Below are 14,388 nucleotides of genomic sequence, written 5' to 3' on the forward strand. Positions count from 1 at the left end.
CCTTATAAAGAACATAAAATTATATCACATGTAAGAGGGGACTTATCTTTTTTGAGGCATAAATTTTCATTTTCTATGACAACTTTATCTCCGATTTTTACATTATCGCTCTCGGTGAACATCAAAACGTTTTGTCCCGGAGCAGCCAGCTGTTTCCAGTTGCCGTCCATAGCCTGTGTCTTGTCATTCAATTGCACATATACCATGTTTCCATCTACATTGACAACTTTTCCAACATTTCCTTTGGAAATAATCTTGTTTGCCATGTCAATGGCCAGGCTTTGCTGAACAAGCTGTTCTGTCAGTTCCTGCCTGAATTTTGTTAGCACCTTAATGTCATTGTCTATGGTAATGTTCAAATGTTTCTGTGCTTCTGACTTTGAAAAGTTCGGCTGTTGCATCAATACGTCACATCTGTCACCGACTGTAGGTGTTTTTGAAGCCACTTCAGCCAAGATTTCTTCAAATGCCTCTCCCATATACCTTAAACTTTTGGAGGATTTCAATTTTCTTTTAACTAAAGGTTGGGCAAGTTCCTTTGCATAGACATTACCGAAAAGAACAATTCCATGCTCACCGGCCTTACGGGATTTGGTATCTGAACCCACAAGCTCTACAATCTGATAGCCGTTGGTTGTTCCGTAAATCCTTCTTCTTTTTGTTTCAAAGGTTCCTTTTGTACTTACTTCACCACGTATGGTATTTCCGACAACCTTCAATTTGTTTGCATCATCAGTTATCTTAATTGAGATTCCAAGTTCGGATGCCCTATTTAAAAAATCATCATCGTTGTCAATTTCGCCATGATAAAGTTCTTCCTCTAATGTCTCCAAATTCTTCTTATCGCCAAAATAACCTATCTTTCTCTTATCTGCCGCCATTACACATCCTTTCTTTCCTATGTAAGCAATAATTAAGCTCATAATATCTCCTGAATTTGATATTTTTTAAAATAATTAAATATTTCAAAATATCAACTATTTATTTAATTGATATATTATTTGTTTATCATACATTATAAAGGTTAATTAGTAAAAATTGAAAATTAAAATCATGAAATATTTTTTATTTTTTTATTAAGCAATCAAAAAATACCTTTTAGTAATAATAACAAAAAATTCAATGTTAAATGAGCAATTAAACAATAAACTTAAATATTAACATAACTATACTTATAATTATAATAATTGTTAATTATTTATCATTATAAATGATGATAATAAAAACAAAAATTATAAGGAGAAAAACTTATGATCGATCTCAATAAAATGTTTAAACCTGAATCTGTGGCTGTTATTGGAGCATCCAACACACCTGGAAAAGTAGGATACATCATTGTCGACAACCTTATAAATGATGGCTTTGAAGGCGCAATATATCCTGTCAATCCTAAAGGTGGAGAGATTCTTGGTAAAAAAGCATATGCAAATATAAAAGACATACCTGAAAAAGTAGACTTGGCTATTATTACCATTCCAGTAGCATTTGTAAACCCTACCGTTAAAGAATGCGGTGAAGCAGGCGTTGAAAACATGGTAGTTATTACCGCTGGTTTTAAAGAAGTGGGTGAAGAAGGTGCCAAATTAGAAGCTGAATTAACAGCGCTTGGTGAAGAATATGGTATAAACATTATTGGACCAAACAGTTTAGGAATAACCGATTCACACACTCCGTTAAACGGATCATTTTCACAAATGATGCCACCAACCGGAAACATGGCATTCATCTCACAAAGTGGAGCTATGATGGTAGCTATCATCGATTGGAGTGTAACTTCTGGAATAGGATTCAGTAAAGTAATCAGTTTAGGTAACAAAGCTGGGGTAAGCGAAATCGAATTACTGCAATACCTTGCGGAAGACGATGAAACCAAAGTAATCATCTGTTACTTGGAATCCATATCAGACGATGACGACTTCGTAAGAACAATGAGAGAAACCGCACATAAAAAACCTATTATCGTGCTCAAATCCGGTTCAAGTTCAGCAGGAGCTGCTGCAGCATCCTCTCACACAGGAGCATTGGCCGGAAGTGATTTGGCATTTGACACAGCATTCAGACAATCAGGAATCATGCGTGTAGAAACAATGGCTGAATTATTTGACTTAGGTTTAGCATTCTCCAAAGCACCTCTCCCAAGAGGCGACAATGTAGCCATCATCACCAATGCAGGGGGTGGAGGAGTACTTACAGTAGACGCGATGGAAAAAGCAGGATTACAACTTGTTCAATTCGATGAAGAAACCACAGCAAGATTAAAAGAATGTGTAACTGAAGAGGGAAGTGCTAAAAACCCTATTGACGTATTGGGAGATGCACCTGTAAGCAGATACAAAGAATCCCTTGAAATCGTATTAAGTCAGGATGAAGTTGACAGTTTAATAGTAATGGTTTGTCCGACAGCATCCGCCGACCCTGACGGAATTGCACAAGCTATTTTAGAAGAAAGAAAAGAATTCAACAAACCTATCATCGTAGTTAACATGGGAGGTCCTTCATTTGAAGCTGCAAATGAAGCATTAAGAGACAACGGTGTTCCAACATACGTATTCCCTGAAACTGCAGTAACCGCACTTGAAGCAATGACAAGATATGCAAAACTAGAGGAAAGAGTATATGATGATGTCGTTGACAATGTGGATGATGTTGACAAGGATGCAGTAAAAGCAATCTTTGAGAAAGTTAAAGCCGACGGAAGAGACACCCTTCTTGGTAGTGAAGCCTATGCAGTGGCTGAAGCTTATGGAATTTCCGCAGCACCAATCAAATTATCAACAAGTGCTGATGAAGCTGCTGAACTTGCAGAAGAAATGGAATTCCCTGTAGTGCTTAAAATCGCATCCGATAAGATTTTACACAAATCCGACATCGGCGGTGTAAAGGTTGGAATTGAAAGCGCTGAAGAGGCAAAAGCAACCTTCGAAGAGATTATCGCAAATGCAAAAGCTGCACACCCTGACATTGTTCCTGATGGTGTGGAAGTGCAAAAGATGATGGATTCCGGTGAAGAAGTGATTGTAGGAATGATTCGTGACAAACAATTCGGACCTATGATTGCATTCGGTATGGGTGGAATCTATGTAAACCTTATCGAAGACGTGGAATTCAACCTCGCAAAAGGAATGAGCTCACAGGAAATAGACGAGCAAATCGAAAAAACCAAAGTATCCAAATTACTTGCAGGATACAGAGGAGAAGCGCCTTGCGATGTTGAAGAAGTCAAAGAAGCTATCAAAAGAGTAGCCAGACTAACCCTTGACTTCCCAGAAATATCCGAGTTAGACATCAACCCAATCTTCGTCTACGAAGAAGGTTCATCTGCACTCGATATCAAAATCAAATTATAATTTCTCTTTGAGAAATTATCTATTTTTTTCTTTTTTTACATATAGCTTTAAACAACTTATTTTAATGAGTGATTAAATGAATTATGATTTATCCTGCCTTGGAATTGAAAAGGACTTGCAATATGAATGCATCACAACCACAATCAGCAAGGATGGAATTAAGAATGCCGGCGCATTTGCATTCCAATATCTGGGAGGCGACAAAGTGCACTGCCATATCTTCGAAGGGTCAAAAACATTGAAAAACATCCTGGATACTAATGAATATGTAGTTAACATTACACAAGATCCTTTAGTTTTCACATATGCTACATTAGATTGCTTGGGCGATGAATATTATACTGATGATGATGCAATAGCTATCATTAAAAACACCCCAGCTTACATTATTGTTGATGTTGAAGACGTTGAAATAAAGACTCCTGAAAACTTCCCAATCAAGGGGGACAAAAGCATCTATTTCATAACCGGGAAAATCCGAAAAGTTGTCAAAAACGATGAATATGCCCAAGCCTTCAACAGAGGAATGTCCGGACTGATAGAATCCCTTGTCAACTTTTCAAGATACAAGATTGTTGGTGAAGAGCAAAGGAAAGTCTACATGGACAAACTGATTGAAAATCAAAGGGTCATCAATAAGGTTTCAGATGATAAGACTAAAGAGGCAATGGCATATCTGAAATCAGAATATGAAAAAAACTAATTTTAAAAAAAGAAAGATTAAAGCATAGTTAACTTAACTATGCTTCCCAATATAATTTGTCGTGAGGAATGGTACTGTTTAAAATACCAATTTGCACTTCAAGTTCTTGGAATTTGTCAACATCTGCTTTGAAGCTGTTATCAAGACCTGAGATGAATGGGAAACTCATTAAGGATTTAGCTTCTAAACTAGGGTCTGAAACAATATCTTCCGGCAAGAGTTTTACCACTGCATCTGCACTTCCGTTTTTAATGTTGTCGTTGATGAAATTGGTTGCGTTTTCATGGATTTCCACAATGAGTTTTGCTTGATCTTTGTGGTCTTTGATAAAGCTATCTGATGCAACAACAACACAACATGGGTGTGCAGGTAATATTTGAGCAGAATCAGCTAACACAGAAGTGTTACTTTGATTTGCTGCAATGCTTACATAAGGTTGGAATGTTACGATTCCGTCAATTTGACCGGTTTTTAAAGCGTCATTCATGGAAGGAACTTTCATAGCAGAAACGTTCACATCATTTATGGACATGTTATTTTTGGTTAAGTAGTATGAAAGTAAAGCATGTTGAATGGAAGCTTCACCTGGAGTAGCGATTGATTTACCTTTCAAGTCAGAAGCAGAATGAATACCGGATGCATCAGTTACGACAATACCTGATCCTTCAACTTGAGCTGAAGAAATAACTTTCACAGGAACATCTTTTGAAACTGAAGATAAAACAGGAGTAATACCTACATAACCGACATCCACTTCACCACTAGCCATAGCAGTCATTAAGTCTCCACCGTTGTTAAACTGAACAAGTTCGGTGGTGATGTTATTGTCTTTATACATACCTTGAGCGTCAGCAACAAACAATGCTGCATCATGGTCAGAAGGTAAGTAACCTATCTTTACAGTGTCGTCTCCTCCCCCTAAAAAGTCGAAAAGACCTGCGCTAGCTGAACCCATTACCAAACAGGCAGCAAGTGCTAACACTAAAACAAACATGATTTTTTTATTCATTATTTTCACCGTTAATTAATTTAAATTATTAACAATTATTAATATTATGAATTTTAGTATAAAAACATTACATAAAAAGTTAACAATTGTTATATTTGAATCCCCATTTAACTTTTTTCACAAGGACACATATAAATATTGCGAAAACATTGCTGAAAAGTAATGAATAGATAACCCTCTCAAAATTTTCAACCGGCCAAAACAACATGTTTAAATATCTAATCCGACTAATTGTATTATATAAAAATAACTATTGTTATATTTTAATGATTAGGTGAAAAAATGCCGACAAGATATATAGGTGATGGATATTGGGAAATAGCTTCCCGTCAAATGAGCATAGTAACAAGAAGCGAACAACAAAGATTTAAAGATGCAAAAATCACAGTTATAGGCTGTGGTGGAATAGGTGGAGAGACAATTGAAATGCTTGCAAGAATGGGAATTGGAGAACTCGTTCTGGTGGATAAGGATGCATTTGACCTATCCAATTTAAACCGGCAAACCTTAGCTTCAATAGCTGATTTGGGTCTTGACAAAAGTGCGGTTGCCGCTGAAAAGGTACGACTTATTAATCCATACGTCAAGGTTACAACATTCAATGAGCATGTTGACCAAACAAACATTGACAAGGTCATTGGCGACTCAGATATTGTAATCGATGCACTTGACAATGTCCTGACAAGAGTTATAGTGTCAAGAACAGCAAAAGAAAAAGGAATCGCATATGTCCATGGTGCAATCCACGGAACAATGGGCCAAATTACAGTATTCCTTCCGAACAGTGAAAAAACATACGAAGAAATGTTCAACCTGCCTTCAATTGGAAAAGAATTGGACGACGAGACTATTGGAGAATTGAAGAACGTTACCTCAGGAGTTCCTCCTGTCATTGGACCGACACCAAATCTGATAGGATGTCTGGAAGCCTTTGAAGCTTATAAAATAATAACCGGCGTTGGAAAAGTAACAGTAGCTCCAAAAATATTAACCTTTGACCTGCTGGATCTGTCATCATTCAGTCTGGAAGAAATATAATAGATGTGAAAACATCTATTTTAATATTATTTTTTAAAATCTATTTTTCAAAATCTATGCGCTCAGGCGCAGTAAAAACAGTAAATCTATTATCTCTTACAAAACCCACCATTGTAATGTTGCCTGCACGAGCCACATCAATTCCTGATGATGCCGGAGATGCATTTGAAATTATTATTGGAATTCCTACCCTTATCACTTTTATAAGCATGTCTGCGGGCATCCTTCCACTATATGAGATATAGCATTTGCTGAAGTCATACCCTTCCTTGGCTGCAGCCCCTATTACCTTATCCACTGCAACATGGCGGCTCACATCTTCCCTGATGATTATATTGTCCTCATATTTAAGCTGAGCCACATGGACTCCTGCTGTTTTCTGCCAGATTTTTGCCTCATCGGTCAGGTGCTCAATATCCTTGATTATCTGGGTTGCATCGATTTTTAAATCAGACATGTTGGGTTCAATTGTCTTCAGCTCTGACCTTATACCACCGGCATTATCAGAGTTTACGCCCTGATATTCAAGCAACCTGCAAACGCATGCATGTTCACAGTTTCCTTTTCTCTCCTGAACAATACCTTCCTGTTCCAAATCCTCTTCAGGATCATGGTTCAGGTTTGTGGAAACCAATACGTTTGTTCCGTCCAAAGTTATTGATTCTATGTCAGAATAATCCTTGATTAAACCTTCACCAAGACAGTATCCGACGGCAAAATCCTCCAAATCGACAGGATATGTTGAAAACTTACGGGGAGGCAAATAATCAATGAAAAGATATGTGTATTCATCATCCACACTGTTCTCCTTGATTGTTCTGCATTCGCCGCCGACCCATTGAATCACATCAGTCTGCCTTAGGAATTCCATGCTATCGTCCTCCCAAAGCGATGTCAACATACTTTCTGAGCTCTTCACACTTATCAAAGTCCATGTTTTCCAGATTATGAATGCTGGTCATCTTATTATTTTTAGACAGCTCCACATGGGTGTTAAGGTAGCCATTCTTCTCAATCAGCTTGAGAAGCCTTTTGCCGTATGTCAAATCAGGATTTGCAATGCGGTTAAGCATCAGATTTAATGTATTGAACTCATCAAATCCAAGGACTTCACACATTCCATACATTTCATTTATGATTTCTGCCGCCCAGCTTTTGAGGGTTACTTCACGACCATCCCTCAGCAATCTCATTGAATCGACATATGCGTTTTCTGCAGTATTTTCCTCATTTATCTTCGCTTCCCTTTGCCAATCTGCATAATCGGATTCATCTTTAATCAGCATGTAAATCAAAAAGAGATGCAGAAATTTCATGTCATGCCTTACAAGTCCGCATTGATAAAACGGATTGATGTCCAAAGTTCTTATTTCAATGTATTCAATGCCGTCATTTTTCAAGGAGTTCAGGAGATCTCCCGGATTTTTCGGCTTAAGCCTTATCTGAGTATACAATTCCTTCGCTTCGGACAAATCACCATTTTCAATAAAACCCTCAATATCTTCTGTGAATTCCTCAACAGAATCATAAGACGGATACAATTCCATTAGATTCTTATATCCGCAGGATGCATTTCTGAATGAAGGGCCCTTAGTTGAATAATAGCTGCCGTAATCGTCCTTGGCATCCATCAGATGAATGCAGTCATTGGAAAATGTCTTATGAGACCCGATTGAACATCCTGTCAAATAGATAATCAGCCAGCAATATCTCAAATAATTTCGTGCGATTTTCAAATAAACATTATTTTTAAATTCCTGAAAGCTTAAATCCGGGCTTACCATAGAGTTCAGCTTTTCTAAGAACTCGTCGGTGAATGAAAAGTTGAAATGAACCCCTGAAATCATTTGCTTTTTAACACCATACTTTTTGGCAAGGTCTTCACGGTACTTCTGTGATTCAATGCCCTCATCGGAGTACTGTGCAATCGGAATCTTGTCCCAATAAGGCAGTATGCATGGAATTGATTGAAACCAAAGATACTCGTCTTCGGGAAGGGACGAATTTACCAAATCGGACAGCATTGAAAATGTGTCGAATGCATTATCTATAGTGTTGAAAGTTGGGGTGATTATTTCAATCTGGCTTTCAGAAAAATCAGTGGTAATCAGCGGATTTGTCATTTTATCCCCAAAGATTTCTGGGTGAGGTGTCAATGATAGCTCACCATCCCCTTTTGCTCTTAGGGATTCCCATTCTATTCCAAATGAACCAGCCAGTATTTCATCTGAAGAAAATTTAGATAAATTCAATAACTCCATTTCCATCCCTCTGAATTAAAAATTGCCCAGTTTGCCATAATCTTCAATGAATTCCTCTATTCTTACATTATTATTGTTCATCAAATTAATTATATCTTTGCTTGGATTTGTACGATATTTTATACGTTTGTACAGCGCATCCAAGAATACCTCTTCACCAATTCCTCTTTCCTCAAGACCTGAAGCGGCCAAATCAACTATATCCTTAGACAATTTGCATAATCCGTCCATATCAATGAATGGAGGAATATCATCCTGAATTAGAAGTTTTCTAAGTTCGCTGGCAGTATATCCCTTATGGTAAATTACCTTGTCCTCGGATATCAGCTCATCAAGCTCATCCAACCTGTCCTTCAAACCTAAATGAAATGCCGCAACAGACATGGAATCCCTGATTGGCTGTGTGCATACGCTTCTAAACTCAACGGTTCCCCTGAAGGTCAGATTAATAAATTTAAACGGCCTTAAATATTCTATATCATCAATGGAAGGAATTATATCAATCCTTTCATATTTTCCATCAGAATATACCTCACCTGTTACATGGTCCTTGGCGAAATAATCAAGGAGATTCATTGAGGTAAAATTGATATAAGCCCCATCACGCATGACGCAATATATGTTTAAGGATTCAAGATAATTCTGCAAATCCTCAAGGTCATTAAAGTCGACATCATACATTCCGATGTTGTGAGGATTGACTCCATGTGTAGAGTATTCCCATAGAGGGTCTCTGAAGCATGTTACATGCTTATTTTCATCAATCAGCAGGGAATTTGAAAACAGGAGAGCTTTTATCGGCTCTATTTTAGAGAATACATTGATTGTCTTTACCAAATCTTCCTTATAAACATCCAACTGCACCTGTGAGGCCGAAGAGAACATTCCATATTCAGGGTATTCATGGAAATGCATCGGAACATCGTCGTAATCCTTAAAAGATTTCAGATGATGATAAAGCATCAGATATCTCTCGGAAGGAATGGGGAGATTTTGATTGTACTTCCTATAAGGATTTATTCCCATTCCGGTTAATGTATGGTTATACTCCTCGAATGATTCCTTTACAAATGAGTAATATTCGCAGAACCTGTCATTGATGCTGAACAGGTCCTTTTCACGACCCATTGCAAATTCGATATTGTTATAGGAACAATCATAACAGACAATATCCTCATTTTTAGGATTTTTAAGTGCGAATACATTACCGGAATAATCTATTCCATCAACTTCAAAGTCAGAATAATGTTCCTGAAATTTATCGGTGATCCTGTGAACAACATCAAAATCGACTGCCTTCTTATCAAGATTTATGATTGGAATTTCAATTTCAACACCGATATAATTCTTTTTCTGATTCGTCGGTTTTATAAACTCCTCATACAATCTGTCCCTTATCATATCTCTGTTAATCATTAGTTTCATCCCTATTTATTGACTTTGAAAATTCTTCAATAGCCTTTTCATGTTCCTCCTTTAATATGAATTCATTTTCATGTTCTTCGCTTTCAAAAATGATATTCCCATCTATCAATCCGAATAATTTATTTAACTCGGCAGGTTTCCAGTTTTCATCATCACTTAATGGAGTTGTAGCAACCATAAATCCATCATCGTTTTTCAAATAATAAAGGGAATTCTTCATATTGGAGTGAATATAAGTTAAATCTCCATCATGAATCATAAGATTGAGTTTGTTATTTCTGGATAAATCAAAAACTATTTCTTTTAATAAATTAAATCTCTCCTTTATTGTCGAAAGAGATCCTTTATCTTTTTCAAACTCGTTGACTTTATCAATAATATATAGTAGTATTCGCTCGGAATCAGTGTCGCCACTTTCTTTGGTTATATATTCATCAAGTTCGGGATAATCAAATATAGTCCCGTTGTGTATTAACATCCAGGACCGGTTATTATCGTCAGCTTCAATGAAGGGGTGACAATTGGGAGATATAATTTCACCTACAGTAGCCAGCCTGATGTGAGCGAATACATTTTTACCAACAACAGGATGGGACAATATGTCTTTTAAATGTTGACTGCAATTTGCTTTTATCGGCTCTTTATTTATAACAAATTCATTGGATTGCATATTAGCCAATCCCCATCCGTCCGGATGATCTTCTGAGTGATTATAAAAACATTGTAGACATTCATTTACTTCTTTTGGCGTATTCGAATTAAAACAGAAAATTTCACACATATTCTCCCTCCCATTATTCAATTATCATAATCTCACATTATGATAACAATTGTTATATATTTTTTAATATATAAACATTATCTAAAAAAAAGCAATAAAAAAAATAAGAGAAAGATAAAATTAATTACCTTCCCAGAATATTTTATCTTGAGAGATAGGGCCTTTCAAAACGCCCAGTTCGACTTCCAAATTCATAAAGTCAATGACATCCTTTTTATAATTATCATCCAAACCGGAGATTAATGAAAAACCGGACAATGCCTTTTTCTCAACTTCAACATCACTGACAATATCGCTAGGCAAAAGACCTGCAGCCTCATCAGTATTGTTGTTGATAAAGTCAGTCGCATTCTTATGAATCTCTATAATGGTTTTAGTTTCATTTGTATGTTCATTTATGAATTTGTCAGAAGCAACCACTACACAGCATGGATGGTCCGGCAAGATTTCAGATGAATTTGCCAAAACTGTTGCCCCATTTTTCTCAGCAATGGATACGTAAGGCTCAAAAGTAATCATACCATCTATTTTATCTGTTTTGAGTGCATCATTCATTGAAGGCACTTTCATAGCAGAGACTTTAACATCCTTGATATCCATTCCGTTTTGGTTCAAGTAATATGTAAGCAGCATGTGCTGAATGGAAGCTTCGCCCGGAGTGGCAATCTTTTTGCCTGCAAGGTCATTCACAGAATTAATTCCGGAATCCTTGGAAACGACAATACCTGACCCTTCAGTCTGAGCCGCTGAAATAACCTTTACAGGAACTCCCTTTTCGATTGAAGACAATACCGGTGTTATTCCAACATAACCCACATCAACATCTCCGCTAGCCATGGCAGTCATCAAGTCTCCGCCGTTGTTGAATTGAACCAGCTTGGTGTTGATTCCGTTCTCAGCAAATTTGCCTTGCGCATCAGCAACAAACAAAGCAGCATCGTGGTCTGAAGGCAAATAACCTATTGTTACGGTATCATTGCTTCCTCCCATGAGGAAATATCCTCCGATAGCAACAACCGCTATTGCAGCAATAACTATAGCAATAATTTTATTGTCCATATAATCACCAATTAATAGTATATTGCAAAATTAATTAAAGCTTTTGATTGTATAATCCGAAAAAGCTAAAAATCATCTATAAGCTTCATGATAACAAGGCTTCCTGAAAAAAGGAACAATACCTCTGCCTTCTGATTATCGCCAATGAATTTAATTTCACTGGCACTTTTAACACCATCTATTAACGTATAGGGACTATTTGCAACATAGCCCACCTGCTCATTGTCCAAAAAGACAGCTATCGCATCGCCATCATGCTCATTATCCGGCTCCTTAACCAAATCAAGAATGACTCCTGTTTTAAACGGATCCAAACCCTTGAAAAATCCCGTTCCCGAAACAGTTATCAGAATATCTTCACTATCTTTTAAGAATTTCATTTGTGAGGACAGCTCATCAGCCTTTTCAAACTCTCCCTGCGCTTTGAGATAATGTAATCTGGCTTCAACAGGCTGCTCCATACTTTCAAATATTTCAGCTTTTAAAAAATAATACTCTGAGGCATCTTCATCTTCAGGCAAACACTCCAAAGCTTCATCAATTAAATTCATTGCCTTTAAATAATTCATGTCCGGGAAAAATGTGACCTTGGCGAACTTATACAACGTATTTGCCTTATCTTTCATTAAAAAATCTGATTCATTGAGCATTAAAGCTTCATTAAAGCATTCAATGGAGTTTTCATAATCCCCCAAACTATCCATGACAAGCGCCTTTGCATGCCAGTTGCGGAAATTATTCGAATCCCCCTCCAATGCATCTTCAATAAGGGCCAATGCCCCTTCCAGCTTCCCCTCAGCCATTAATTTTAAAGCCTTGTCAGATTTTGGGATTTCTGTGAATTTGAATGTGGTTTGAACAGTATTGTCCTCAATTGCATCCTTTGAATAATCCAAATAGTTCAGGTCTTTGTCATTTGCCATCATATCACTACTAAATTAAATAAAAACATGGAGATTGAATAATCTTCAATCTTCACAAATCACAAGCATCAATGATTTCGAAATATCTGACATCATCAGAAATGAATCATCAGCATTAAAGGCTTCTAAAATTAAAAAGAAGGCCTTTAAAACAATAGCCAAATATTTCCTTACCACAATCACCTCAATTAATTAATAATATAATGTAACTTGTTAATAAAAATAGCCAAATTCACAACCCCACATTTGAATCAAAGTGGCTGATAAGCAAAAAAATCTTAACATATAAATAATTAAAAAAATATAAAATATATGGGTTGTTGGAAATTTAATTCCGACATAACTATGTATAGTCATTAGGAGTAATAAAAAATGAGATGTGTTGGTACTGTAGTTCGTGGAATAAGAACACCAATTATTAAAGAAAATGATGATTTGGCAACAATTGTTGTAGATTCCCTTATGGCCGCTAAAGAAAGCGAAGGATTCGAGTTTAGAGACAAGGATATCGTTGCAATCACAGAAGCAGTTGTAGGTATTTCAGAAGGAAATTATGTTACAGTGGATGACGTTGCACAAGACGTTCAAAATAAATTCCCATCCAAAAACATTGGAGTGACAAATCCTATTTTAAGTAGAAACAGATTTTCAATTATCTTAAAAGGTATTGCAAGAGGAATGGACAAAATTACCCTTTTAACATCTTTCCCATCAGATGAAGTTGGAAACGGCATTATGGATGAAGAGATTTTAGAGGAAAGCGAATATAACTTAGGAAGCGTCATCACTGAAGATGAGTACAGGGAAACTTTCGGCTCATGGAAACATCCGTTTACCGGAATCAACATGATTGACTTTTACAAAGAGTTAATCGAAAGTGAAGACTGTGAAGTTGAATTTGTATTCTCCAACGATGTAAAAACAATCCTCGATTATAACAGAGAGGTCTTGACTTGTGATATCCACACTAGAGAAAAAACTGTTAACTTGCTTAGGTCTCATGGAGCTACCGTATACGGATTACACCAAATTTTAACTGCACCTATTGGAAATTCCGGATCTAACCCTGATTATGGACTTTTAGGTTCCAACAAAGCAACCGAAGAAAAATTAAAACTATTCCCAAAAACCGGGGACGCATTAGTCAACGAAGTGCAAAGAAGATTGATTGAAATTACAGGCAAACAGATTGAAGTGATGGTTTACGGTGACGGAGCATTCAAAGATCCTGTTGGAAAGATTTGGGAATTGGCCGATCCAGTTGTTTCACCAGCACATACAAGCGGATTGGTTGGATATCCAAATGAAATCAAATTAAAATATGTTTCAGATAATAAATTCGCTCATTTAAAAGGCGATGAATTAAAAGAAGCTATTAAAGAAGAAATTAAACAAAAAGATGAAGATTTGACTGGACAAATGATTACCGAAGGAACTACTCCAAGAGTATTGACCGATCTAATCGGTTCATTATGTGACTTGACAAGCGGTTCCGGAGATAAAGGAACTCCAGTTGTCTTTATTCAAGGATACTTCGACAATTTAGCAAATGACTAAATTTCGAAACTCCTCTCTTTTTTTATTTTTTTAATTTTATATGAAATTGGCATTTTAAAAACACTATTTCTTTAAATTTAATATTTTTTTAAAATAAAGTTAGTTATCTGTTATTTTATATTTTAAGATGTAAATGAGCGTTTGCATTCGAAAAACTTTATAATTTCTGCCCCCATTTTTCAAAGTTTTTTCACCACCCCCCAAATATGATTATTCTCATACACAAAACAAATTGGTCCCATCACATAACAGATCATCATTTGGAGTTTTGCATATGTTGAAAAC

13 protein-coding genes are annotated in these 14,388 nt (G+C 36.5%); 4 read left to right on the forward strand and 9 right to left on the reverse strand.

All coding sequences use genetic code 11. The features are described from left to right. Positions 1-2: 2 nt before the first annotated feature. Positions 3-923, reverse strand: coding sequence for a DUF2121 domain-containing protein (locus E7Z77_RS04140; RefSeq protein ID WP_292750576.1), 921 nt, complete (start codon positions 921-923; stop codon positions 3-5). A gap of 327 nt (positions 924-1,250) precedes the next feature. Between E7Z77_RS04140 and acs the strand changes: the two genes are divergently transcribed. Both acs and E7Z77_RS04150 read left to right on the forward strand, forming a co-directional pair. Next, complete coding sequence (gene acs, locus E7Z77_RS04145; protein ID WP_292750578.1) at positions 1,251-3,347, forward strand: acetate--CoA ligase alpha subunit; 2,097 nt, start codon at positions 1,251-1,253, stop codon at positions 3,345-3,347. A gap of 76 nt (positions 3,348-3,423) precedes the next feature. Continuing rightward, on the forward strand, positions 3,424-4,050 hold the full coding sequence (locus tag E7Z77_RS04150; RefSeq protein WP_292750580.1) for a DUF447 domain-containing protein: 627 nt from the start codon (positions 3,424-3,426) through the stop codon (positions 4,048-4,050). Positions 4,051-4,087: 37 nt separating this feature from the next. Here the strand turns inward: E7Z77_RS04150 and E7Z77_RS04155 are convergent, their stop codons facing one another. After that, the gene (locus E7Z77_RS04155; protein WP_292750582.1) at positions 4,088-5,059 is read right to left on the reverse strand and encodes an ABC transporter substrate-binding protein; all 972 of its coding nucleotides are present in this window, start codon (positions 5,057-5,059) and stop codon (positions 4,088-4,090) included. A 282-nt stretch (positions 5,060-5,341) separates the two neighbouring features. Between E7Z77_RS04155 and E7Z77_RS04160 the strand changes: the two genes are divergently transcribed. Continuing rightward, a complete protein-coding gene (locus E7Z77_RS04160; protein ID WP_292750584.1) occupies positions 5,342-6,097 on the forward strand; it encodes a HesA/MoeB/ThiF family protein in 756 nt (251 codons plus the stop codon). A 40-nt stretch (positions 6,098-6,137) separates the two neighbouring features. Here E7Z77_RS04160 and fdhD read toward each other — a convergent pair whose 3' ends face one another. The 7 genes from fdhD to E7Z77_RS04195 form a co-directional block, all read right to left on the reverse strand. Further along, the gene (gene fdhD / locus E7Z77_RS04165; protein WP_366510241.1) at positions 6,138-6,968 is read right to left on the reverse strand and encodes a formate dehydrogenase accessory sulfurtransferase FdhD; all 831 of its coding nucleotides are present in this window, start codon (positions 6,966-6,968) and stop codon (positions 6,138-6,140) included. Between the two features lies 1 nt (position 6,969). Continuing rightward, entirely contained in the window at positions 6,970-8,358 is a 1,389-nt protein-coding gene (locus tag E7Z77_RS04170) for a glutamate--cysteine ligase (protein WP_292750588.1), read from the reverse strand. Between the two features lie 15 nt (positions 8,359-8,373). Beyond that, positions 8,374-9,774 (reverse strand): hypothetical protein, encoded by a 1,401-nt coding sequence (locus E7Z77_RS04175; protein WP_292750590.1) that lies wholly within the window; start codon positions 9,772-9,774, stop codon positions 8,374-8,376. Next, complete coding sequence (locus E7Z77_RS04180) at positions 9,767-10,564, reverse strand: class II glutamine amidotransferase (protein ID WP_292750592.1); 798 nt, start codon at positions 10,562-10,564, stop codon at positions 9,767-9,769. Before E7Z77_RS04180 ends, E7Z77_RS04175 begins: the two co-directional genes overlap by 8 nt. 120 nt (positions 10,565-10,684) lie before the next feature. Then, positions 10,685-11,623, reverse strand: coding sequence for an ABC transporter substrate-binding protein (locus tag E7Z77_RS04185; protein ID WP_292750594.1), 939 nt, complete (start codon positions 11,621-11,623; stop codon positions 10,685-10,687). A gap of 65 nt (positions 11,624-11,688) precedes the next feature. After that, positions 11,689-12,546, reverse strand: coding sequence for an HIRAN domain-containing protein (locus E7Z77_RS04190; RefSeq protein WP_292750597.1), 858 nt, complete (start codon positions 12,544-12,546; stop codon positions 11,689-11,691). A 45-nt stretch (positions 12,547-12,591) separates the two neighbouring features. Then, the gene (locus E7Z77_RS04195; protein WP_292750599.1) at positions 12,592-12,723 is read right to left on the reverse strand and encodes a hypothetical protein; all 132 of its coding nucleotides are present in this window, start codon (positions 12,721-12,723) and stop codon (positions 12,592-12,594) included. Positions 12,724-12,918: 195 nt separating this feature from the next. Here E7Z77_RS04195 and E7Z77_RS04200 point away from each other — a divergent pair, with 195 nt between their 5' ends. Continuing rightward, positions 12,919-14,103 (forward strand): coenzyme F420-0:L-glutamate ligase, encoded by a 1,185-nt coding sequence (locus tag E7Z77_RS04200; protein WP_292750601.1) that lies wholly within the window; start codon positions 12,919-12,921, stop codon positions 14,101-14,103. The last annotated feature ends 285 nt before the right edge of the window (positions 14,104-14,388 follow it).

Source organism: Methanobrevibacter sp., from assembly GCF_015062985.1.
Lineage (GTDB): Archaea > Methanobacteriota > Methanobacteria > Methanobacteriales > Methanobacteriaceae > Methanocatella.

Bases quoted from the DNA above. Each gene is read 5' to 3' on its own strand.
- E7Z77_RS04170 (WP_292750588.1), bottom strand. From the start codon at position 8,358: ATGGAGTTATTGAATTTATCTAAATTTTCTTCAGATGAAATACTGGCT.
- E7Z77_RS04175 (WP_292750590.1), bottom strand. From the start codon at position 9,774: ATGATTAACAGAGATATGATAAGGGACAGATTGTATGAGGAGTTTATA.
- E7Z77_RS04190 (WP_292750597.1), bottom strand. From the start codon at position 12,546: ATGGCAAATGACAAAGACCTGAACTATTTGGATTATTCAAAGGATGCA.
- E7Z77_RS04155 (WP_292750582.1), bottom strand. From the start codon at position 5,059: ATGAATAAAAAAATCATGTTTGTTTTAGTGTTAGCACTTGCTGCCTGT.
- fdhD (WP_366510241.1), bottom strand. From the start codon at position 6,968: ATGGAATTCCTAAGGCAGACTGATGTGATTCAATGGGTCGGCGGCGAA.
- E7Z77_RS04200 (WP_292750601.1), top strand. From the start codon at position 12,919: ATGAGATGTGTTGGTACTGTAGTTCGTGGAATAAGAACACCAATTATT.
- acs (WP_292750578.1), top strand. From the start codon at position 1,251: ATGATCGATCTCAATAAAATGTTTAAACCTGAATCTGTGGCTGTTATT.
- E7Z77_RS04140 (WP_292750576.1), bottom strand. From the start codon at position 923: ATGAGCTTAATTATTGCTTACATAGGAAAGAAAGGATGTGTAATGGCG.
- E7Z77_RS04150 (WP_292750580.1), top strand. From the start codon at position 3,424: ATGAATTATGATTTATCCTGCCTTGGAATTGAAAAGGACTTGCAATAT.
- E7Z77_RS04160 (WP_292750584.1), top strand. From the start codon at position 5,342: ATGCCGACAAGATATATAGGTGATGGATATTGGGAAATAGCTTCCCGT.
- E7Z77_RS04185 (WP_292750594.1), bottom strand. From the start codon at position 11,623: ATGGACAATAAAATTATTGCTATAGTTATTGCTGCAATAGCGGTTGTT.
- E7Z77_RS04180 (WP_292750592.1), bottom strand. From the start codon at position 10,564: ATGTGTGAAATTTTCTGTTTTAATTCGAATACGCCAAAAGAAGTAAAT.